Here is a 22,001-nt window from a genome sequence, read left to right as displayed (position 1 = left end):
GCCCACTGAATTTGATAAAATTGAAGATACATGGCAATTCTTGCAAAAATTAGACAACGTACATTAGTCCTAATCCTAATCATTGGATTGGCACTTTTTGCTTTTGTAATATCTGACGTATTCAATACCAATGGCGGCGGAGAAAAGCAACCAACTGAAATAGGAAGTATCAACGGACAAGATATCTCTTATGATGGATTTAAGAATCAGGTAGAATATGCAAAAAGCTTATATCAAGGTAGACAATCTACCATGCAAATTGTAAACTCTCTTTGGGATCAGGAAGTAAACAATGCGCTCATTACACAAGAGTTAGACAAGTTAGGAATTACCATTGAAAAAGATCAATTATGGAATCTTTTAATCACAAGTCCTAACATTACAAACCAAGAACGTTTTCAAGATGAATCTGGAGTTTTTGTAGAAGCAAAACTGAAAGAATATATTGATAACCTTGAAGCGACTAAAAACCTTTCTCCTCAAAGTATGGCAGAATACAACAATTGGGTAGAAACAGAGCGTTATACAATTATAAATGCGAAAAGAGAGTTGTACGACAACTTGGTAAAAGCAGGTTCTATTGTAACGGTAACAGAAGGGGAATTGGCATACAGAGCAGAAAACGATAAAGTTACGTTTAAGTATGTAAACATTCCATATTCGTCTATTGCAGACTCTTTGGTAGAAGTGAGAGAAAGTGATGTAAAAAACTACATTAGCAAGCACAAATCTGAATTCCAAGTAGACGCATCAAGAAATATTCAATACGTATTCTTTCCTGAAAAACCTTCTAAAGCAGACGAAGATACTGCAAAACAAGCATTAGAAGAGATGAAAGCTGGATTCGCTGCAGCGGAAGATGCAAGCGCGTATGCAAACATCAATACAGGGACAAACGAGCCTGAAATCTTTATGTATAAAAACCAATTGCCAAAAGAGCACGCAGATGCTATCATGGCAATGGAAGAAGGTGATGTGTACGGTCCATACAAAGTTGGAAACAGATTCAAAATCTCTCGTTTGTTAGAAAAAAGACAATTGCCAGATTCTGTGAAGAGTAGACATATTTTAATTCGTTTTGCAGGTTCTACAGGAGCTGATCCTGAATTAAAGAAAACAAAAACAGAAGCAAAAAAGCAAGCAGACAGTCTTTTAGCAGTGATTAAAAGAAACAAATCTAAATTTCCAGATTTAGCAAAGGAATTCTCAGACGATACTTCTGCTGCAAAAGGTGGCGATTTAGATTGGTTCAACTCAATTAGCTCTGCAAGATTGACTCCTACTTATAAAGACTTTGTATACGAGAACGAAGTAGGTGCTTTAGACGTGGTAGAATCTCCTTTTGGATACCACATTATCGAAATTGAAGACCAAAAGAACATGCAAGACGTTGTAAAATTAGCAACGATCAACAATGAAGTTGAAATTTCAGAGGAAACATTCAAAGACTTATTTACTGAATATTCGAAGTTTGAATCAGATGCTGATAAAGACAAATCATCATTCTTAGATTTAGCAGAAGCAGGTAAATACGAAGTAAAGCAAGCCAACAGAATCAAAGAATTAGCAACAGGAATTCCTGGTTTAGCTGGAGAACAGCGCGAAGTAGTACGTTGGTCATTTAGAGAAGATACCAAAGTTGGTGACATCAACCGTCTTAATGTACAAGGTGGTGTTATTGTAGCGCAATTGACAGCTAAAAATCCAGCGGGACTTTCTTCAGTGGCGGAAGCTTCAGCAAGAGTATTACCAATTATTCGCAATCAGAAGAAAGCGGAGATGATTAAAGAAAAATATGCTACTGCAAGTACGTTGGCAGACTTAGCATCTGCTTCAGGAAAAGCAGAGCAGCAAGCTACATCTTTATCCATGCAAGCGCCAAACGTTCCTGGTGTTGGTGAAGAGCCAAAAGTAGTAGGAACTGCGTTTGCGTTGAACGAAGGTGATACGTCAAGATTGTTAGAAGGAAAATCAGGAGTATATATGATTCAAGTAGTTTCTAAAACAAAAGCACCTGAAAAAGACACCTACTTAGCGGAAAGAAATGAGCTAAGAACAAAACGACTTTCAAAAGCATTAAGTTCAGTACCAGGTGCATTGAAAAGTTCTGCAGAAATCGAAGATAGAAGAGCTTCTTTTTACTAGGAAGTAGTTCTTTCAACATATAAAAAAAAGCCTGTAAGATGTATATTTTACAGGCTTTTTTATGTATCGTATTAAAGCTTATGAGTAAGATAATATCATCTTATCAAAAGGAATAATGGTTGTAAAACCTTTCTTTTTAAAATATGCTTTGGTGTCTTCGTTTCCTGTTGCTAAAATAAAATCGCCGCCCCAAGCGCCTAGACTTTTAATTTGTCCAAAATAATCTGAAAACAAACGTTCCTGTATAGGTGTTTCTTGAATAATTTCTCCAATCAACTGTTCGTGTTCTTTTAAAAGCTGTTCAAAATCGACCAACGAATGTGTGTGAATCATTTCTGAAGTAATCGCGTTAATGATTTTAATTTCATTAGAAATAGCACTTTTTTTAGCATTATAATTGGCAATCGCTGTTCGACTGTCTTGTTTTTTGTTTAAATGGACAAAGAACAATTGTTTGCTAAAAGAAGGTGAAAATGATACTTCAGAAACGTTCGGTTGCTGATTGTGAACTTCATACACAATAGGTGAATTGTGTTTTGCGCAGGCAATATCATAACCACTTCCTTTAAACGCATTCCAAAGCAATGTGTACGGATTTACCTTTGCCCAAAGTGCAATATTGTGAATCAGCGTAGAAGAAGAACCCAGTCCCCAATCTTGTGGAAAACTCAAAGTTGTCTGTACTTCAAAACTCTTATTTTGGGATAAAAAATCAGGATTCAAACGTTTGGCTTCGGAAAGCAATTCGTGCAATGTTTGACTCACCGAATTGTAGTAGGAAACATCTTTACCCAAAGCATCTATTTCAAACGAATGCTGATACCAAACCACATCTCTGTGGTCAAAACTTTTCCAAACCAAGGTTGGTGTTTCTATGTTATTTGATAATTCTATTTGAGAAACTTCAAGCTTTTGTCCATACTTTGTCGGAATTGCCAATGCTTTGGCGCCGTCGAGTACGACATATTCTCCTGAGAGCAATAACTTTCCGTTACTGTAAAACTTCTTTTTAGGCATGTTGTGATTTGTATTCCGAAAACGCATTGACAACCGCACTATGCGTCACGGTTTTGTCTTTAAAATAGTTAATAAAATACGCTTTTTCTTCTTCAGTAGCTTCGAGTTGATTCAAAATGTTAATCAAATGCATCTTCATGTGTCCTTTTTGAATTCCTGTAGTTACTAAAGAACGCACTGCGGCAAAATTTTGAGCCAATCCTGCAACAGCTACAATTTGCATCAACTCTTTAGCGTTGGGTTCTCCAAGCATTTCTAACGCCAATTTTACAAGTGGATGTAAAGATGTCAAGCCGCCAACGGTACCTAAAGATAATGGAATTTCAATCCAAAATCTAAAAACACCATCTTTCACAGAAGCATCTGTCAAACTTGTATAGCGACCGTCTTTGGCAGCATACGCGTGAATTCCTGCTTCAATCGCTCTAAAATCATTTCCTGTTGCCAACACTACGGCGTCAATTCCGTTCATGATGCCTTTATTGTGCGTCACGGCGCGATAGGGTTCTGTTTTAGCAATTTGAATCGCGCGAACAAACTTCTCTGCGAATTCGTCAGCGTCAACATTTTCATTTTCGGTCAAATCTGCTACAGGACAATTCACTTCTGCTCGTACAAGACAATTCGGTACATAATTTGACAAAATACTCATGACAATTTGAATGTCTTTTTCTTCCGCTGAAAACTCCGCAAATGAAGCTGTATTCGATTCAAATGTCTTGGCAAATTGTTCCAAACACGAATTGATAAAATTCGCACCCATAGAATCTACCGTTTCAAAGGTGCAGTGCAACTGAAAATAACCGTTAAGGTCATCGGTTTTATCGCGCAATTCAATATGTGTAATGCCGCCGCCACGCTTTTCCATATTCTTGGTAATATGTTTGGTAGCAGCAAACAATTCTGGCTTGATGCTTTCAAAATAGCGTTGTAGTTTTTCAGTAGCACCGAAATACATAAAATGCACTTGTCCTACTTTTTCTGTGCTTAACACCGTTGCTTTAAATCCGCCGCGATCTAGCCAAAACTTTGCCGCTTTACTTGCAGCGGCTACCACTGAACTTTCCTCAATTGCCATCGGAACGGCGTACATGGTATCATTAATCAAAAAATTAGGCGCAATTCCTAACGGAAGATAAAAATTCGTGATGGTATTTTCAATAAACTCGTCGTGTAGTTTTTGTAATTTTTCGTCTGAATTCCAATATTTTTTCAATAACGCAGTCACCGCTTCACTATCGTGAAAATACGTGTTTGCAAGCCATTCAATCTTTTCTTCTTTGGAAAATTTAGAGAATCCAGCAATAGGAGCAATCATATAATGAAATTTTGTATCGGCAAAGATACATAATGAAATAGTAACAAATTCACTCAAAATGTATTAAAAAGCAGATTAAAAGTGTTGTTTTTCAGTCAAAACGTGTATAAAAGTGGTAAAATTAGCTTCTATTCAGCGTTAATTTTTGCACGTATAATTTAAGGTTTGATTTTTGTGGTACTTGCTTGATATTTGTATATTGTCAGCTTTATAATTTAAAATCACTCAAACTTACAAGCTTTTAACAGGCTTATTTAAAAAAATGCAATACGAATGAAGATAAACTATATTTTTCTTCTCCTACTCACAGGATTCGTCAATTTGACGTTGGCGCAAGAAAAGGAAATCACGTTAGAAGAAATTTGGTCTGGAGCTTTTAGAACTAGCGGAATGGATGTATTACATTCCATGAACAACGGACAGCAATATACAGTGTTGAACAGACAAGCAGGTTCGGTTGATAAATACGATTATAAAACACTTCAAAAAGTGGAAACCATTGTTTCAGCAAGCAATCTTCCAGAAGTAGGTCGTTTTTCTTCTTATGAGTTTAGCGATGATGAAAGCAAGATGATATTGGCTACACAAGTTGAATCTGTTTTTAGAAGATCAACGTTGGGAATTTTTTATGTGTATGATATTGCTTCAAAAAAAGTCACTAAAATATCAGATAATAAAATCCAAGAGCCAACTTTTTCACCTGACGGAACGAAAGTAGCGTATGTGTTTGAGAATAATATCTATATAAAAGACCTAAAATCGGGTGCGTCAACACAAATCACGACAGATGGTGTTAAAAATAAAATCATCAATGGTGTGACGGATTGGGTATATGAAGAAGAATTCGGCTTTGTACGTGCTTTTCAATGGAATGCGGCTAGTGACCATATTGCGTTTATTCGTTTTGATGAAACAAACGTTCCTGAGTTTTCTATGGACGTGTACGGAAGCCAATTATATCCGCAACAACACGTATTCAAATATCCAAAAGCAGGAGAAAAAAATGCGGTAGTATCACTGCATTTATACAGTTTGAATGCCGATAAAACTTCGGAAATTGAGTTAGGAAACTACACAGACTTTTACATTCCTAGAATTAAGTGGACGAATAATCCTGTAGTATTGAGTGTACAAGTCATCAACAGACACCAAAACGAATTGGACTTGATTTTATACAATGCAGCGGAAAACAAAGCAAAAATTGTACTCAAAGAAACCGATAAAGCGTATGTAGATGTTACTGATAATTTAACATTTTTAGAAGATAATAGCTTTATTTGGACGAGTGAAAAAGACGGATTCAATCATATTTATCATTATAAAAAAGACGGTTCGTTGCTCAATCAAGTGACCAAAGGACCTTGGGAAGTGACCAATTATTATGGGTACGATAAAAAATCTGACCGTGTATTTTATCAATCGGTGGAAAATGGTTCTATCAATCGTGGTGTATATTCCATTAAAATCAATGGAAAGAAAAAGAAAAGTCTATCTGCTAAAGAAGGAACCAACAGTGCTAAATTTAGTGCAGATTTTACCTATTACATCAATACATATTCAAGTGCAACAACACCACCAATGTATACCTTGAATGAAGCAAAAGACGGCGATGTTATCAAAGAAATCAAAAACAACAACGACGTAAAAGAAAAGCTTGAAAATTATACAACTTCTCCAAAAGAATTCTTTACACTTACAACACAAAAGGGACACGACTTAAACGCTTGGATGATAAAGCCAGCCGATTTTGATGCGGCTAACAAATATCCAGTATTTATGTATCAATATTCAGGGCCAGGTTCGCAACAAGTAGCAAACAAATGGAATAGTGCAAATGACTATTGGTATCAACTATTGGCACAAAAAGGAATCATTGTAGTTTGTGTAGACGGTCGTGGAACAGGATTCAAAGGCGCTGACTTCAAAAAAGTAACCTACAAAGAATTAGGAAAATACGAAGTGGAAGATCAAATTGATGCTGCCATTGAACTTGGAAAACGCTCGTATGTAGATAAAGACCGAATTGGAATTTGGGGATGGAGTTACGGCGGATTCATGTCGAGTAATGCTATCTTAAAAGGAAACGACGTCTTCAGTATGGCAATTGCCGTAGCACCTGTGACTAGCTGGCGTTTTTACGATACGATTTACACAGAACGTTACATGCGTACACCACAAGAAAACGCAAGTGGTTATGATGACAACTCACCTATCAATCATGTAGAAAAGTTGAAAGGCGATTACTTGCTCATTCATGGAACGGGCGATGACAACGTACACGTACAAAACACCATGCGTATGATTGATGCGCTCATCAAAGCCAACAAGCAATTCGATTGGAAGATTTATCCAGACAAAAATCACGGAATTTACGGCGGTTACACACGCTTACACCTATATACAAAAATGACAAAATTCGTTGAAAATACTTTATTAAAGTAAACAACGACCTTATTACAATTACACTAATCCTAACAATTATTTATAATGACAAACTCAGTAACAAACGCCAAGGAAAAAGAAATCTTTGGACATCCTATTGGACTGTACGTTCTATTTTTTACAGAATTATGGGAGCGTTTCTCATACTACGGAATGAGAGCTTTATTAGTACTATACGTAGCAACATCTGCTACTGCTGTTGACCCTGGATTGGGTTGGAGCAACGGAGATGCAATATGGCTTTACGGATGGTATACCATGTTGGTATATGTTGCTTCAATACCAGGAGGATATATTGCTGATAAATTTTTAGGACAGAAAAAAACAGTAATGCTCGGAGGATTTCTACTCTGCGCAGGACATTTGGTACTGGCAATTCCGAACGAAATTGCATTTTTCGCAGGGTTATTACTCATCATTTTAGGTGTTGGAGGACTCAAACCAAACATCTCAACTATGGTTGGAGGTTTGTATAAAGAAGGAGATATCCGTCGCGATAGTGGATTTACCATTTTCTATATCGGAATCAATATTGGAGCGTTTCTTTCTAGTATTATCGTTGGATTGGTAGCATACTATTACGGATGGCACTACGGATTCGGTTTGGCAGGAATCGGAATGTTAATTGGTCAAGCCGTATTCATTGCAGGTCAGAAGCACTTAAAGCATGTTGGTAATTTTATAGGTGCTGATGATTCAGGAGTTAATCCAGAAGTCATGAAAAAACCATTAACCAAAATTGAAAAAGATCGTGTAATCGTATTGCTGATTTCTTTCTTAATTGTAGTTGTGTTTTGGGGAGCGTTTGAGCAAGCCGGAGGATTGATGAACTTATATACAGATGCCAAAGTGGATAGGACGGTTGGATTGTCTTGGTTAGAAGAAATTCCAGCGGCAGTATTCCAGTCATTAAACGCAGGATACATTATCATATTTGGTACCATCATCGGAGGCTTTTGGATTTGGTGGAAACGCCAAGGAAGAGAATCATCTTCGCTATTCAAAATGGCAATCGGAACCATTATCATGGGATTAGGATATGTATTTATGATGTTTGCCTCTAAAGAAGCAAGTGCGGAAACTTTTGGAAAAGCTGCAATGTATTGGGTGTTTTTAGCATACTTATTTCATACCATTGGAGAATTATGTACGTCGCCAGTATCATTATCATTCATTACCAAATTGGCTCCGCTAAAATATGCGTCTATCATGATGGGTATTTATTTTGCGGCAACCGGATTTGGAAACAAATTAGCAGGAAGTATTGGAGAGGCTGCACAACTTGAATCGTATAAAGGAAGTTTGGTTGCTCAAAAAGAGCAGATTTATAACTTCACAGAAAAAGATACTATCAAGGTTAAAAAGTTGGTTGATGGCGAGAAAAAGATTGTAAAAGTGTTTGATTATGCTATCAATGAAGACAATAACTTCTCTATCAAAACCAAAGTTTACTTAGATGGTGATAAGGTCGTTTTTGACGAATATGAAAAAGGCACAAACATTAATAACCTTATAGATTTAACGAAAGTAAATACAGAAGACAAAAAGCCAGAAGAAATTGCAAAAGCAAAGGAAGAAAAACAAAAAGAACTTGAAAGTTTAAAAGCGTATTTAAAAGAAAACGAAGCTACAGCACAAAATCCATTACATGCAAAATTAGCATTTGAAAAAGATAAAGATAAAGCGCAAATCACTGAAAACAAAGGTGATGGAAAAGATTACGGATTCAAATTTGTCATTGAAGAAGAGCAAAGCAAACAAGAATATAAAATCTTTACATTCTTAGTAATCTTCACAGTAGCATTTGGATTATTATTAATACTCTTCTTGAAGAAATTGAAAAAGTTAACACACGGAGCAGAAGACAACGAAGGTGTCGACTTCGGAGAAAACGAAGGATACGAATTGGCTGATCCAGAAATTAATGACTAATTTTTATATCTAAATCGTTACAATTATGAAGACATCAACTGAAAACTTTTTTGATACAAAAGTAATGGGACATCCAGCAGGGTTGTTCGTGCTGTTTTTTACCGAAATGTGGGAGCGTTTTTCGTATTATGGAATGCGCGTATTACTTGTGTTTTTCTTTACAGCATCAGTACTCGATCAAGGTTGGGGCTGGCCAAAAGAACATGCCTTGGCTATTTTTGGAACGTATGCTTCTTTAGTGTACTTATCTACCATGATTGGAGGATATTTTGCAGATAAAGTCATAGGATTTCGCTGGGCAGTCGTTATAGGTGCGTTATTAATGACACTAGGGCATGGCGCTATGGCATTGGAAACTCCATTTTTCATTTATTTAGGACTTACCTTATTGGTATTTGGTAGTGGTTTCTTTAAACCAAACATGACGTCTATCATATCTGAAATGTATAAAGACCGACCAGAAAAGAAAGATGGTGCTTATACCATTTTCTATATGGGAGTGAACGCAGGTGCGTTTTTCGGAATCATGATTTGTGGATATTTAGGTGAAAAAATTGGCTGGAGTTACGGTTTTGGAGTTGCAGGAATTTTTATGTTATTCGGATTACTGCAATTTTGGTTTTCGCAAAACATCTTTGGAGATATCGGGTTAAAACCTAAAAAAGAAAATAAAGATGATGTTGAGGTATATTCTGAAGCAAATGGAGGACCAAGAAATCCATTTACGGTAGGACAACAAGTTATTATTGCATTATGTGTGATTCTCGGATTGACGTGGATTTTGAATGAACCTATCTCTAAAATTACGGAAGGCGAATACAACATCTATAACTTTGAGTTTCTAGGCTTGGATGGGAATACGTTTATCATTCTACTTGCATTGGTGTTATTCATTGCATTACTGGTAATTCGAATTCCGAAATACATTCCAGTGGTTAGAGACCGAATGTTAGCCATTGTGTTTTTTGCGTTTATTACCATGTTTTTTTGGGCTTTGTTTGAGCAAGCGCCAGGTTCTTTAAATCTATATGCAAGAGATTATACGCAGCGCGTCTTAGAAGGTGTTTCAGGTGATATTTTCAAAATTGTAGACGCATTAATAACTATCATTCCTTTGGCAATTATTACCTATGTTTTAGTTCGATTGTTCCAAAAAACATTCAAAAAATATGCATTAGCGAATATCATTCTTGCCTTTAGTTTTGTCATTATTTGGGGATTAGCAGTCATGAAAGTGTACAATGATTACAAATCCGCTTCATACAAAGTAGAGTATGTAGATAACAACGGAAATATAAAAACTGAAAAAATTGTAACCTTCACAGAGTTCAAAGAAGGCGACCAAATGCCAATTTTAGATAATGAATCTATTTCAATCTATGACGCTACTGCAAAAGAGAACAAGAAAAACGTTATAAAAAACAATTATCTGTTGAACGAAAAAGAGAAAGAGCAAGGGGAAATTTTCACAGCAGAAATCACAAAACTATCGCAAAGAGACAAGATTGGCGCAGGAATTACAAACACTTTCGCAACATTCTCATTCACCAATCCAGCAGGAAAATCAATCACAAAAGAAGTGAAACTCACAGGTGAAATGAAGAAGCTAAAAGTTGGTGATTCCAAACAAATACTAATTGAACACAATGTGAAATATGACAATCAAGGCAAAAAACAAGCAACAGCAATGGTCAAAGCTAGAGAAAGTGCTGTTGAAATTGGCGCAACTTGGTTTAACATCTTAAACTCACTCTTTATCATTGCTTTAGCACCACTATTCTCAAAATGGTGGGAAAGTAAATACAATCCAACTGCCAATGGAAAATATGCGGTTGGTATGGCATTATTAGGATTGGGAATGCTAGTTGTAGCAGTAGGTTCTGCAGGAATTGAGCCAGGACAAGACTCCGCAACTACAAGCATGTTTATCTTAGTATTTGTCTATCTTTTCCATACCATGGGCGAACTCTGTGTGTCGCCAGTGGCACTATCGTATGTAAGTAAACTAGTGCCAGGAAGAATGATAGCTATGATGTTTGGACTCTGGTATATTGCTGTAGCTATTGGTATGAAGATGGCAGGTATTTTTGGTGAAATGTCTGAAGGAATTGCCAAAGAACAAGGCGTAAGTACATTTTTCTGGTACCTCACAGGAATTGCAGTCATACTAAGTTTATTGGCTTGGATAACAACACCAATTGTCAAAAAACTCATGCACGGCGTTAAATAAAAACGCAGTGAAAAAATAAAAATCATACAAAAGCGTTTTCTTTAGAGAACGCTTTTTTTATCTTGTGTTTGTAAACTAGGCACGGAGTTTGTAAGTGAGATTACAATAAAAGAAAAATGTATGAAATGAGCCATAACGATTAATGGCGAATTCCATCTGATAAAATTAATAACATAAAAAATAAACAGATGAAAAAAATCATTGTAGCGATAAGCCTGCTTTTAGTAAGTATTACGACGATAAACGCGCAAAAAATCAATTGGGTAACCGTTGAAGAAGCGCAAGAACTCATGAAAACAGCACCACGAAAAGTCATCATGGATGTCTATACAGTTTGGTGCGGACCTTGTAAAATGCTAGATAAAAACACGTTCGGAAATGCCGATGTTGCCAAGTATATCAATGAAAACTACTATGCAGTTAAGTTTAATGCGGAAGGTGATTCAAGTGTGACATTTCAAGGGAATACGTACACCAATCCCAACTACGATCCTGCAAAAAGCAAACAGAGAAATGCACAACATCAATTCGCAAGATATCTCAGTATACGCGCATATCCAACCATGGTATTTTTTGATGAAAACTTCGAAGTAATTGCGCCGATTTCTGGTTATTTACTACCAAAACAAATTGAAATCTATCTAAAACTTTTCAAAACAGACAAACACAAAGAAGTCAATAGTAAGGAAGACTGGGAAAAATATCAAAAAGAATTCGTAAACGAATTTAAAAGTTAACTAATAAAAGTGTCTAAGTTTGAATTGAAGCAAAATGTCTGTGTTCAGAAATAATGAACTGACAAGCGGAATTGCGAAGCGTAGCTTCAAGCATGCAGCTTAGGCAGTGAATGTTGCGAAGCAATTTCCTATCCACAGACTTGATTTTTTGGTTCGTTTTTTATCAAGAAAAAATGAACGTTATCAAAAATATAATTTGAATTATAAAGCGTACAAAAAAGCACTCATGTAATTCAATTTCAGATAGCATTTAGTATAAAGTTGATAGAAAACACTATCAATCTAGACTTTCAGAAGAAATCACAAAAAATCCTTTTTCACCTGTATAGTGAAAAGGGATTTTTTGTTTCTCAGCAGCAGTTTTCCAACGCAATACATAACTTCGGTAATTACTTCCGTCAGCAATAATCTGTGATGGTTGCAAAGTTGTTAACACTCTGTCCAAATTCACTTTGGGCGAATTGCTCAACAACACATATTTCGGTTGCAATGTTGGGATGTTATAAATGCCCAAACTATCAATGCGTAACAAATAATCGTCATCTATCTTAAATACATTTTGCAAACTATCGTGTGTGATTTCTTTGATAAAATCTTGCTGTAGTTGCTGTTTGATGATGTAATTTTTCGCTGTGGCGGAACTGTCTAAATTGTGAAACATTTGCAAGTGAGTTCCTGATTGTGCTGCTACAATCGTGTGCCTATTCTGATGAAAAACTGTAAAAGAATCAACGGTCGGTACATGTTGAAAGCGATCAAAAAACCACAAGGCTTGACAAACTAAAATACTGTACAAGGCTATTTTTAATTGTTTCCCTTTCGGGAGATGGATATACTGTGCGAAAGCAATCAAAACGACATAACAACCAATCATCTGCCAAAAACGCATCGGAATATCAGTTAAAACAAACTGCTCGTGGGAAGCTATCCAAGACACAAAAATATTCATCTGTTCAATTATAAAACGATACATCAAACCTAAAAACTCAGGCAAACATTGAAAGTACGCTAGCATAATCACTAAAATACCGAATGCTAAAATAATTCCCAATACAGGCACAATGGTCAAATTTGCTACAAAAAATAATCCAGGAAACTGATGAAAATAATACAAACTCAAGGGCAATACGCCCAATTGTGCAGACAAACTCACCGTTAACAATCCCCAGATAGATTTTCCTAAAAACGACTTCGGATTCCAACCTTTTTTCCACAACGGATTTAGTGTTACAATTGCAAAAACAGCCGCGTAACTCAGCTGAAAACCAACATCAAACAAAAAATGAGGTTTACAGAGCAACAAGAAAAACATCGAAACTGTCAACACTTGCAAGGTATTTGTCTGTCGTCTAAAATGTGTGGCAACGGCAATGGCAGTAAACATTGTGACTGCACGCACTACAGAAGCTGACAAGCCAGAAACAAAAGCAAAACTCCATAAAATGCTCAAAATTAATAACAGCGTAAACCCTTTCCCATAGCGAATGCGATGTAGCGGGCGCAACAAGAATTGTAATAAAAACAGTAGAATTCCCACATGTAATCCAGAAATTGCCAAAATATGAATGGCACCAGCATTGACATAATTGGTTTGTAATTCTTTAGAAATTTGCTGTCGTTGTCCCAACAAAAGCGCTTCAATCACGGCAAGTTCGTCAGTTTTAAAACCATATTCCTGCAAACGATGATGAATGGTGTTTCGAAGCGAAGCCGCATGTCCATATAATGTTTTTGGAGCATGTGCTGCTACTAAAAACTCACCCGATTTCAAAAATAATTGCTCATACACATATTTATCCTCCAAATAGGCTTTATAATCAAAAGTTGTGGGATTCAACGCTGATTTTACCAATGTTGGAAGCTTTTCAGAATACACGATCGCATCTACAGTAAGCGCTTCGGAAGTTGTATCTTTTTGAATATGAACGAGTATTTTTCCAGACGCGGCGGAATCATTCACGTGAATGACTTCGGCAAAATATCTGTCGTCATACAGATTGGATTTTAACACTTCCCGAATGCGAAACTCTACCGAAGTTCGCTTTTCAACATGACTGTAATGTAAAGCATGATTTTTCTCTTGATGAAAATTTTCAATCACCATTCCCAAACTGGTCATGGTCAATAACGCCATCACTCCAAAATAAATTTTCTGAATAAATTGTTTGCGAGCAATCCAAAAGAAGATACATAACAACAGAAACAATCCGCCAAAAATCAAACAACTCCATTCCCAAGAAATTGCACTATAATAGGCGATTAAAATTCCAAGAATTAGCGAAAATGTAAGTTTGGTAATGGTAAAATTGAGCCACTTCATCGATGCATTCTTATAAAAGTGACTTCAAGCTACATAAAAAATCAAGCACAACCTTCAAATGAATTTACAAGCGTGCTATTAAATTTGTAAGCGTGTTTTTTTTTTGGGATTAGGGAATAGGAATTAGCCAGGAATCAAGAGTCAAGACTTGATGAGTTATCAAAAAACACTTCGGCAGGCTCAGTGTAGACACAAAAAACAAAAAAAAACACTAAAAAGCGAAGCTACCTAATACCCAAAACCTAATACCTAAAGCACCCTTCTTGCTTCGGTAAATGCTTCTTTCCAATAGCGCTCTTTCAACGAAGAAACTAAAACGCCTTTGGAAGTTGTGGAGTGAATAAATTGAATTACACCACTTTTATGAGAAACGACCAAACCTACGTGATTGATACGTTTACGATTCTTATTCGTTTGAAAAAATAGCAAATCGCCTTTTTGTACTGCGCTAAGTTGTATGCGTTTTCCCTTCGTAGCTTGCTGATACGAAATTCGAGGTAACTCCACATGATGCATGCCAAACGCCGTGTACGTTAAGCCTGAACAATCCATCCCTTTTCTGTCCGTGCCGCCAAATTTATAACGCGTTCCTTTGTACGCCATCGCTGTTTCTACAATAGCATCTGCTTTGTTAAAGGTTTCTCTATGAACTTTTTCTTTTTTGGAAGTTTTACGAACTACGGTGGTCGATTTAGAACTTTTTCGAGAAGAAGTGGTTTTTCTTGAAGAACCACAAGATACTATGGAAATTGCTAAAAAGAGGAAAAGTAATTTTCGAATCATAAATGGAGCTTTTTGCTAAAGTAAAATAACTGCATCTAAAATACTATAATAATTCAAAAAAGTCAATTACTTCGAGGTAAGTCCACGAAGCATTCAGTAGAAACTAGCAAAACATTTCGACACAAGCATCAGAGCATTATAAATCTCGATTATCGAGTAAAAACTACTTCCGAATTGCTCCGCAAATTAACTTTGCAGCATTTCTACTAGCACCTTTGCCACCAAGTTTTTGTTCCAACTCAAAATAATCCATAAAAAGTTTGGCGCGTTCGGTTTCGTCTAAAATTTTAGTGAGTTCTTTTTTGAGATTTTTGGTGTTGAAATCGTGCTGAATCAATTCTTTGACAACTTCTCTGTCCATGATTAAATTTACTAACGAAATATAATCGAGGGTAATAATTCGTTTGGCAATTTGATACGAAATATTGTTGGCTTTATAACACACCACTTGCGGAACTTTATACAAAGCAGTTTCCAAAGTCGCCGTTCCCGAAGTAACCAATGCTGCATTGGCAACACTCAAAATATCGTATGTTTTATTACTAATAAAATGCACACTTTTTCCACCGACAAATTGGTCGTAAAAGGATTTTTCTTGACTCGGCGCACCGGCAATTACAAACTGATATGCAGGAAAATCATCTACTACCGAAAGCATCACGGAGAGCATTTTGGTAATTTCCTGCTTTCTACTTCCTGGTAACAGCGCAATAATTGGGCGATTGTCTAAATTGTGTTCGTTTCTAAAAGCTTTTCCGTCAACAGGATCTCTATCTGCAATCGCATCCAACAATGGATGACCAACAAAATGTACGTCATAATCGTATTTTTTGTAAAATTCTTTCTCAAACGGAAGAATCACAAACATGTCGTCAATATCTCGTTTAATCTTATGAACTCTGCTGGCGCGACTTGCCCAAACTTGCGGAGAAATATAATAATTGGTGCGAAAACCAGCCGCTTTTGCCCATTTGGCAATTCGCAAATTAAATCCTGAATTATCAATAAAAATAATGACATCAGGTTGAAACTTGGCAATATCTTTTTTGCAAAAAGAAATCATGCCTAAAATTTTACGCAAATTCATGATGATTTCCGTAAATCCCATAAATGCACGTTCCTTGTAATGCATTACCAACCTACCACCAACTGCTTGCATTAAATCGCCGCCCCAAAACCGAAAATCGGCTTCCGAGTCTTCCTTTACAATGGCTTTCATTAAATTAGAACCATGCAAATCGCCCGACGCTTCTCCTGCAACAATGTAGTACTTCATGTTTTTTAAGCAAATAATTTATGAATCAACACGGCAACGCCAATCAAAATTGTAATTACCAACACACCTTTAGCGCGCGCTTCTTTGTTGAATTGTAAAAATCCGAAAAAAGCTGCAAGATTTAAGGCAGTTCCATACACAACCACCGAACTGATTTGACTTCCAGTAATGGCAAAATCCCACACAGCTCCTAAAGAAGCATTACGGTCGTAAGCAATAAACAGCAAATACAACAATGTTCCTAAAGCTGTGGTACACAAGCCTACAACGGCGCCAATAATAACGTCTTTATTATTTTTCATTGAATCCTAAGCTGTTAAGTTTTTGTATGGCGTGATGCGCGGTTAAATCAAATTGAACAGGTACAATTGATACATAACCGTTTGCCAATGCCCATTCGTCTGTATCTTCGCCTTTATCTTCGTTAACAAAGTTTCCAGAAAGCCAATAATACTGCTTTCCGTACGGATTGGTTCGCTTATCAAAATCGGCTTCCCAACGTGCTTTGGCTTGTCGGCAAACACGAATTCCTTTAATCTCTTTTTCTTTCAGTTTCGGAATATTCACATTTAAAACCACACCTTCTGGCAGTCCGTTGTCCAAGACTTCTTGCGTAATTTTCTTTACATATTTTTTAGTAGCATCAAAATTTGCTTCCCAATCGTAATCTAACAAAGAAAATCCAATCGCAGGAATGCCTTCTACGCCAGCTTCTACTGCAGCACTCATGGTTCCCGAATAAATAACATTAATTGAAGAATTTGCTCCGTGATTGATACCAGAAACACAAATTGCAGGTTTTTTATTCAAAATTTCATTTACCGCGAGTTTCACGCAATCAACAGGCGTTCCCGAACTTGAATATTCAATTTGTGGTCCGTCGTCAATCGTAATCGCATTGCAATAAATCGTAGAATTTACCGTAATTGCGTGTCCCATGCCACTTTGAGGGCTATCAGGCGCCACTACAATTACATCGCCTAACTCGTTCATTACATCAATCAAAGCACGCAATCCTGGCGCAGTAATTCCATCGTCGTTTGTAACTAAAATCAAAGGTTTTTCATCCATAAAAAAAGTACGTCGTTTTAAAGTGCTAAAGTACACAATTTACAGTTTACTTGCATACGGAATTGGGTTTAACAAAAAATTAGTACCATTGTTAAAAAATGGCATAATATTTTCTTTATTTTAGTAAAAAATTAAAGTAATTGGTGCAAACGTCTTTAAACGTTATTACTGAAAACCAGGATTGTGCTAATTTACGAGAAAGAAAAAAAATAAATCTGTGAAAATTAGAGCTTTTATGAGAAGGAACAGAATATATTTAGTGACACTATTAATCTTTGCGATGGTGTCTTGCAGTTTTGCAAAAAAATCCTTTGACGACCCAGGAAAAGATAAAACATTAGTAGACTTAATTTCTTATGTATTAGGAAGATGGCATTTTAATCCGCAAGATATAAATGACGATTTTTCTGAAAATGTGTACAACGATTTTATTGGTGCCATTGACCCAATGAAACGTTATTTTTTAGCATCGGACATTGAAGAATTTAGTAAATATAAAGACAAAATTGACGATGAAATCAGAGAGCCAGGTGTACAATTCTTTAGCTTGGTATATGATCGTTTGATACAACGCATGGAAGAATCAAAAAAGTTTCATAAAGAACTTTTAGAAAAACCGTTCGACTTTACCATTGATGAAACAATCGACAGAGATTATGAAAAACTAGAATTCGCCAAAAATGTGGCAGAATTGAAAGATCGCTGGCGAAAAGAATTGAAATTTTCTACGCTTGCCAATTATGACATTAAGTTAGAAGTTCAAGAAAACAAAAAGAAAGAAGACGCTTCGTACAAAGTGAAAGACGCTGCTACGTTAGAAAAAGAAGCACGCGAATCTACTTCCAAAACCTACGATGAATTTTTTGATTTAATGGACGATTTGGAACGTAAAGATTGGTTTAGCATTTACGTAAACGCAATCGTGGAAGAATTTGATCCGCACACATCGTACTTAGCACCACAAGACAAAGATCGTTTTGACATGAACATGTCTGGAACGTTGGAAGGAATTGGAGCGCGCTTGCAAAAACGTACCGAAGGTGCAAAAATATTCGAAGTAATTTCGGGTGGACCAGCGTGGAGAAGTAAAAAAATTGAAGCAGGAGATGTTATTCTAAAAGTAGCACAAGAAGGTGAAGAGCCAGTTGATATTGTAGGAATGCGTTTAGACGATGCCGTAAAACTCATCAAAGGACCAAAAGGAACTAAGGTAACATTGACCGTAAAAAAAGTAGACGGTTCTATCGAAATCATCACGATTAAAAGAGATTTGGTTGAAATTGAAGAAACCTATGCGAAATCGGCAGTAGTGAAAAAAGGGGAACGTACCTTTGGAATCATCAATTTGCCTAAATTTTACGTGGATTTTGAAAACTATAACAATCGAAATGCTGCAAGTGACGTTAAAAAAGAAATTGAGCGTTTGAAAGACCAAGGCATGGAAGGTTTGGTATTAGACCTAAGAAATAACGGTGGAGGATCACTAAAAACCGTAGTGGATATGGCAGGATTTTTTATCAAAGACGGACCGATTGTGCAAGTGAAAAGTTCTGTAGACGGAAAAGAAATTTTAAGAGATGAAGACAGTCGTATTCAGTGGGACGGACCGTTGGTAGTATTGGTGAACGAATTATCAGCTTCGGCTTCGGAAATTTTGGCTGCGGCTTTGCAAGATTATAAAAGAGCGATTGTTATTGGAAGTAAGCAAACCTACGGAAAAGGAACTGTACAAAACATTGTAGATTTGAACAGATTTGTACGCGGTGGTGAAGGAAATATTGGTGCGCTAAAATTAACAACTCAAAAATTCTACCGAATCAATGGCGGATCTACACAATTAGAAGGTGTCAAAAGTGATGTTGTGGTGGTAGACAGATTCAGCTTTATTGATGTTGGAGAAAAAGATCAAGAAAATCCATTGCCTTGGGATCAAATTGATCCTGCTTCCTACGAATTGTGGGATGGTTACATCGATTATGAAGAAACCATTGAAAAAAGCAAAGAGCGTATGGCAAACAATTCGCAACTAAAGCTGATTGAAGAAAATGCAAAGTGGATTAAAAAACGACAAGATGAAAATGTATATCCACTAAATTATGCGGAATACAAAAAAGAATCAGATGCAGACGAAGAATACGCAAAACGGTTTAAAGCAATTTCTGATTACGACACCAAATTAGTATTTACGTCGTTACCTTACGAGCAATTATTGATGCAAAAAGATTCTTCGCTGCAAGGAAAAAGACAAGCATGGCACGAAGAATTATCGAAAGATGTATATGTAGAAGAAGCCATCAATGTGTTAGGAGATATTCAAATAAACAATATCAAAAAGAAAAAACGCGCTGTTGTAAAAGGCTAATCTAAACGAAATTAATGAGTCAAAACTCAAATTCACTCACAAAATTAGCGCTCCAAAAATTCAAAAAGAATTTTTGGGGCGTTTTGAGTTTTAGCTTTATTGTGCTTTGCGCCTTTTTGGTCATTTTTGCGTATGTTTTCACACCTGATGACACGCAAAATGCCAATCAAATGCATTTGTCTATTCACTCCAAAAAACCAGGATTTTCAGTGCAAATGTTGACAATTCCTTCAGCAGAAAAAAGGGAAGAAAGTTATATAAAAACACTTTTTTTTGGAAAAGAAAATACCGCAGAAGAAATTCCAATTACAAAGTATCGTGTAGACCAAAATCAATTTTTTATTACAGCATACACCGATGAAGCTGTTACAGGCATTGAAAAAGAAATTCCACTGACTTCTTTTCCTTCTATCACAGAAGCGAGTGAAATTCCTGCACAATTCATTCAGCAAAAAACCTTCTATTTAGGAACAGATAAATACGGAAGAGATGTACTCAGTAGAATGCTAATTGGGATGCGAATTTCCTTTTCTATCGGATTTGTCGCGGTATTTATTTCGTTGTTAATCGGTATTTCTTTAGGTGCCTTGGCAGGATATTTTGGAGGCAGAGTAGACGCCATCATCATGTGGTTGATTAACGTTACATGGTCTATTCCGACCTTGTTATTGGTCATTGCGATTACGCTTACGCTAGGAAAAGGATTTTGGCAAGTCTTTGTCGCGGTCGGACTCACGATGTGGGTTGAGGTAGCACGAATTGTACGTGGACAAGTACTCAGTGTAAAGCAAATGCAATACGTTACGGCGGCGCGTGCGTTGGGTTACCATGATTTTCGTATTATTGTCAAGCATATATTGCCAAATATTATGGCGCCAGTCATTGTCATTTCAGCAGCCAACTTTGCGGCCGCCATTTTAATAGAAAGTGGATTAAGTTTCTTGGGAATTGGAGCGCAACCGCCCATGCCAAGTTGGGGCGCAATGATTAAAGATCATTATAGTTATATCATCTTAGGAAAACCCTATTTAGCCATCATACCAGGCATTGCCATTATGAGTTTGGTAATGGCGTTTATGTTAGTCGGAAATGCTCTGCGTGATGCTTTAGATGTGAAAAGCTAATCTTTAATGTACTAATTTTTTAATGTAACGATGTATCAATATTAAATTGAAATGAAAAGCCTTAGGTAAAACGACAAACGAGTTAACAAATCGACAAAAAACAAAAAACAAACAACAAAAAACAAAAAACCCAACACCAAAAACCCAACACCCAAAAAAATGTCCCGCAAAAAAATATATCCACTACTCATACTGCTTATAGGAGCTGCCTTTCTGGTGTATGAAAAATATGGAGAAAATGGTTTTAGCACTACGTACAATCCGAAAGAAGAGGTACACGGAACGAAGACGCAAACCACCAACAGTCAGCCAAAAGAACTGACCAATACTTTTTACTTGCCAAGCTCAACTACAGGACAAATAATTCATCATGAAGGGTATTCGTTGTCGTATCACGAAGCTTTTGAGCAGGCAGAATGGGTTGCGTACGAATTGAAGAAAAATCAAGTAGTGTATACCGATTTCAAACGTCCGTATTTTGAACAAGATGAAGCTGTGCAAACGGAATCGGCGCATTGGCGAAATTATAAAAACTCTGGGTACGATCGCGGACATTTATGTCCAGCAGCCGATCGAAAGTATACGAAAGCTGCTTTTACAGAAACGTTTTTAACCAGTAATATTTCACCACAAGAACACGAATTCAATGCGGGAATTTGGAACCGATTGGAGCAAAAAGTGCGTTATTGGGCAAAAAAATATGACGGTGTTTATGTCGTTACTGGCGGAATTTTAGAAGACAATTTAGAAACGATTGGAAGCGAAGCTGTAGCAGTTCCGAAGTATTTTTATAAAATTTTGTTGGATAACTCTGGCGGAAACACCAAAACCATTGCATTTTTACTACCGCATCAAGAGTCTGACAAGCCTTTGTATGAATTTGTGGTTTCGGTAGACGAAATTGAAAAACGCACAGGAATCGATTTCTTTCCAGAATTAGACGATGCCAAAGAAAATAGGCTAGAAGCGATGACGACTTATAAACAGTGGAGTTTTCGATGATATTGAATTTTAATGAATTTTTTAGGTTTTTTTGATATTAACGTGAGTTCGATATAACTATTTTATTATGTAGCAGATTATCAATAGATTACATTCAATGTCAAATCGAGCGCAGTCGAGATTCCTTTGAAGTTATTAATTCTTAGCTGTTCTCGACTGCGCTCCTTTAGACTTGTATATTTATATTTAAGTTTAAAAAAGAGCCGAACTTAAGTACACTATTTGCGCTCAGAATTAAAAAT

General features: G+C 36.5%; 15 protein-coding genes. 8 read left to right on the top strand and 7 right to left on the bottom strand.

Features of this window, described 5'->3' with window-relative positions; genetic code table 11:
- Positions 1-30: 30 nt before the first annotated feature.
- Positions 31-2,145, top strand: a complete 2,115-nt coding sequence (locus C8N46_RS17210) for a peptidylprolyl isomerase (protein WP_108116350.1) — start codon at positions 31-33, stop codon at positions 2,143-2,145.
- A 78-nt stretch (positions 2,146-2,223) separates the two neighbouring features.
- Here C8N46_RS17210 and C8N46_RS17205 read toward each other — a convergent pair whose 3' ends face one another.
- Positions 2,224-3,162 (bottom strand): GYDIA family GHMP kinase, encoded by a 939-nt coding sequence (locus C8N46_RS17205; RefSeq protein WP_108116348.1) that lies wholly within the window; start codon positions 3,160-3,162, stop codon positions 2,224-2,226.
- Entirely contained in the window at positions 3,155-4,480 is a 1,326-nt protein-coding gene (locus C8N46_RS17200) for a hydroxymethylglutaryl-CoA reductase, degradative (RefSeq protein ID WP_108116347.1), read from the bottom strand. Before C8N46_RS17200 ends, C8N46_RS17205 begins: the two co-directional genes overlap by 8 nt.
- Before the next feature lie 273 nt (positions 4,481-4,753).
- Between C8N46_RS17200 and C8N46_RS17195 the strand changes: the two genes are divergently transcribed.
- The 4 genes from C8N46_RS17195 (at position 4,754) to C8N46_RS17180 (ending at position 11,821) form a co-directional block, all read left to right on the top strand.
- Positions 4,754-6,922 (top strand): S9 family peptidase, encoded by a 2,169-nt coding sequence (locus C8N46_RS17195; RefSeq protein WP_108116345.1) that lies wholly within the window; start codon positions 4,754-4,756, stop codon positions 6,920-6,922.
- Positions 6,923-6,967: 45 nt separating this feature from the next.
- A complete protein-coding gene (locus C8N46_RS17190) occupies positions 6,968-8,854 on the top strand; it encodes a peptide MFS transporter (RefSeq protein WP_108116343.1) in 1,887 nt (628 codons plus the stop codon).
- Between the two features lie 25 nt (positions 8,855-8,879).
- Positions 8,880-11,084: a peptide MFS transporter gene (locus C8N46_RS17185; protein WP_108116341.1), complete on the top strand. Its 2,205-nt coding sequence runs from the start codon at positions 8,880-8,882 to the stop codon at positions 11,082-11,084.
- Between the two features lie 188 nt (positions 11,085-11,272).
- Positions 11,273-11,821: a thioredoxin family protein gene (locus C8N46_RS17180; RefSeq protein WP_108116339.1), complete on the top strand. Its 549-nt coding sequence runs from the start codon at positions 11,273-11,275 to the stop codon at positions 11,819-11,821.
- Between the two features lie 277 nt (positions 11,822-12,098).
- On the opposite strand, the gene C8N46_RS17175 is transcribed toward C8N46_RS17180, so the two are convergent.
- The 5 genes from C8N46_RS17175 to surE all read right to left on the bottom strand — a co-directional run bounded on the left by C8N46_RS17175 (position 12,099) and on the right by surE (position 17,271).
- Entirely contained in the window at positions 12,099-14,141 is a 2,043-nt protein-coding gene (locus C8N46_RS17175) for a ComEC/Rec2 family competence protein (RefSeq protein ID WP_108116337.1), read from the bottom strand.
- Positions 14,142-14,390: 249 nt separating this feature from the next.
- Positions 14,391-14,924: a C40 family peptidase gene (locus tag C8N46_RS17170; protein WP_108116335.1), complete on the bottom strand. Its 534-nt coding sequence runs from the start codon at positions 14,922-14,924 to the stop codon at positions 14,391-14,393.
- Between the two features lie 163 nt (positions 14,925-15,087).
- Positions 15,088-16,200 carry a lipid-A-disaccharide synthase gene (gene lpxB / locus C8N46_RS17165; RefSeq protein WP_108116333.1) on the bottom strand — a complete coding sequence of 371 codons (1,113 nt, stop codon included), beginning with the start codon at positions 16,198-16,200 and terminating at the stop codon, positions 15,088-15,090.
- A gap of 5 nt (positions 16,201-16,205) precedes the next feature.
- Positions 16,206-16,502, bottom strand: a complete 297-nt coding sequence (locus C8N46_RS17160) for a hypothetical protein (protein WP_108116331.1) — start codon at positions 16,500-16,502, stop codon at positions 16,206-16,208.
- Positions 16,492-17,271 carry a 5'/3'-nucleotidase SurE gene (surE, locus tag C8N46_RS17155; protein ID WP_108116329.1) on the bottom strand — a complete coding sequence of 260 codons (780 nt, stop codon included), beginning with the start codon at positions 17,269-17,271 and terminating at the stop codon, positions 16,492-16,494. Before surE ends, C8N46_RS17160 begins: the two co-directional genes overlap by 11 nt.
- A gap of 235 nt (positions 17,272-17,506) precedes the next feature.
- Between surE and C8N46_RS17150 the strand changes: the two genes are divergently transcribed.
- The 3 genes from C8N46_RS17150 to C8N46_RS17140 all read left to right on the top strand — a co-directional run bounded on the left by C8N46_RS17150 (position 17,507) and on the right by C8N46_RS17140 (position 21,759).
- Complete coding sequence (locus C8N46_RS17150) at positions 17,507-19,633, top strand: carboxy terminal-processing peptidase (protein WP_108116327.1); 2,127 nt, start codon at positions 17,507-17,509, stop codon at positions 19,631-19,633.
- A gap of 14 nt (positions 19,634-19,647) precedes the next feature.
- Entirely contained in the window at positions 19,648-20,757 is a 1,110-nt protein-coding gene (locus C8N46_RS17145; protein ID WP_108116325.1) for an ABC transporter permease, read from the top strand.
- 159 nt (positions 20,758-20,916) lie between these two features.
- The gene (locus C8N46_RS17140) at positions 20,917-21,759 is read left to right on the top strand and encodes a DNA/RNA non-specific endonuclease (protein WP_108116323.1); all 843 of its coding nucleotides are present in this window, start codon (positions 20,917-20,919) and stop codon (positions 21,757-21,759) included.
- The last annotated feature ends 242 nt before the right edge of the window (positions 21,760-22,001 follow it).

Origin of the sequence: Kordia periserrulae, from assembly GCF_003054265.1 — a bacterium.
GTDB lineage: Bacteria > Bacteroidota > Bacteroidia > Flavobacteriales > Flavobacteriaceae > Kordia > Kordia periserrulae.
This window is presented reverse-complemented; position numbering and strand designations above follow the sequence as displayed.

What these genes read in the sequence shown, in the direction of transcription:
- C8N46_RS17210 (WP_108116350.1), top strand. Translation starts at nt 31, where the DNA reads ATGGCAATTCTTGCAAAAATTAGACAACGTACATTAGTCCTAATCCTA.
- C8N46_RS17205 (WP_108116348.1), bottom strand. Translation starts at nt 3,162, where the DNA reads ATGCCTAAAAAGAAGTTTTACAGTAACGGAAAGTTATTGCTCTCAGGA.
- C8N46_RS17200 (WP_108116347.1), bottom strand. Translation starts at nt 4,480, where the DNA reads ATGATTGCTCCTATTGCTGGATTCTCTAAATTTTCCAAAGAAGAAAAG.
- C8N46_RS17195 (WP_108116345.1), top strand. Translation starts at nt 4,754, where the DNA reads ATGAAGATAAACTATATTTTTCTTCTCCTACTCACAGGATTCGTCAAT.
- C8N46_RS17190 (WP_108116343.1), top strand. Translation starts at nt 6,968, where the DNA reads ATGACAAACTCAGTAACAAACGCCAAGGAAAAAGAAATCTTTGGACAT.
- C8N46_RS17185 (WP_108116341.1), top strand. Translation starts at nt 8,880, where the DNA reads ATGAAGACATCAACTGAAAACTTTTTTGATACAAAAGTAATGGGACAT.
- C8N46_RS17180 (WP_108116339.1), top strand. Translation starts at nt 11,273, where the DNA reads ATGAAAAAAATCATTGTAGCGATAAGCCTGCTTTTAGTAAGTATTACG.
- C8N46_RS17175 (WP_108116337.1), bottom strand. Translation starts at nt 14,141, where the DNA reads ATGAAGTGGCTCAATTTTACCATTACCAAACTTACATTTTCGCTAATT.
- C8N46_RS17170 (WP_108116335.1), bottom strand. Translation starts at nt 14,924, where the DNA reads ATGATTCGAAAATTACTTTTCCTCTTTTTAGCAATTTCCATAGTATCT.
- lpxB (WP_108116333.1), bottom strand. Translation starts at nt 16,200, where the DNA reads ATGAAGTACTACATTGTTGCAGGAGAAGCGTCGGGCGATTTGCATGGT.
- C8N46_RS17160 (WP_108116331.1), bottom strand. Translation starts at nt 16,502, where the DNA reads ATGAAAAATAATAAAGACGTTATTATTGGCGCCGTTGTAGGCTTGTGT.
- surE (WP_108116329.1), bottom strand. Translation starts at nt 17,271, where the DNA reads ATGGATGAAAAACCTTTGATTTTAGTTACAAACGACGATGGAATTACT.
- C8N46_RS17150 (WP_108116327.1), top strand. Translation starts at nt 17,507, where the DNA reads ATGAGAAGGAACAGAATATATTTAGTGACACTATTAATCTTTGCGATG.
- C8N46_RS17145 (WP_108116325.1), top strand. Translation starts at nt 19,648, where the DNA reads ATGAGTCAAAACTCAAATTCACTCACAAAATTAGCGCTCCAAAAATTC.
- C8N46_RS17140 (WP_108116323.1), top strand. Translation starts at nt 20,917, where the DNA reads ATGTCCCGCAAAAAAATATATCCACTACTCATACTGCTTATAGGAGCT.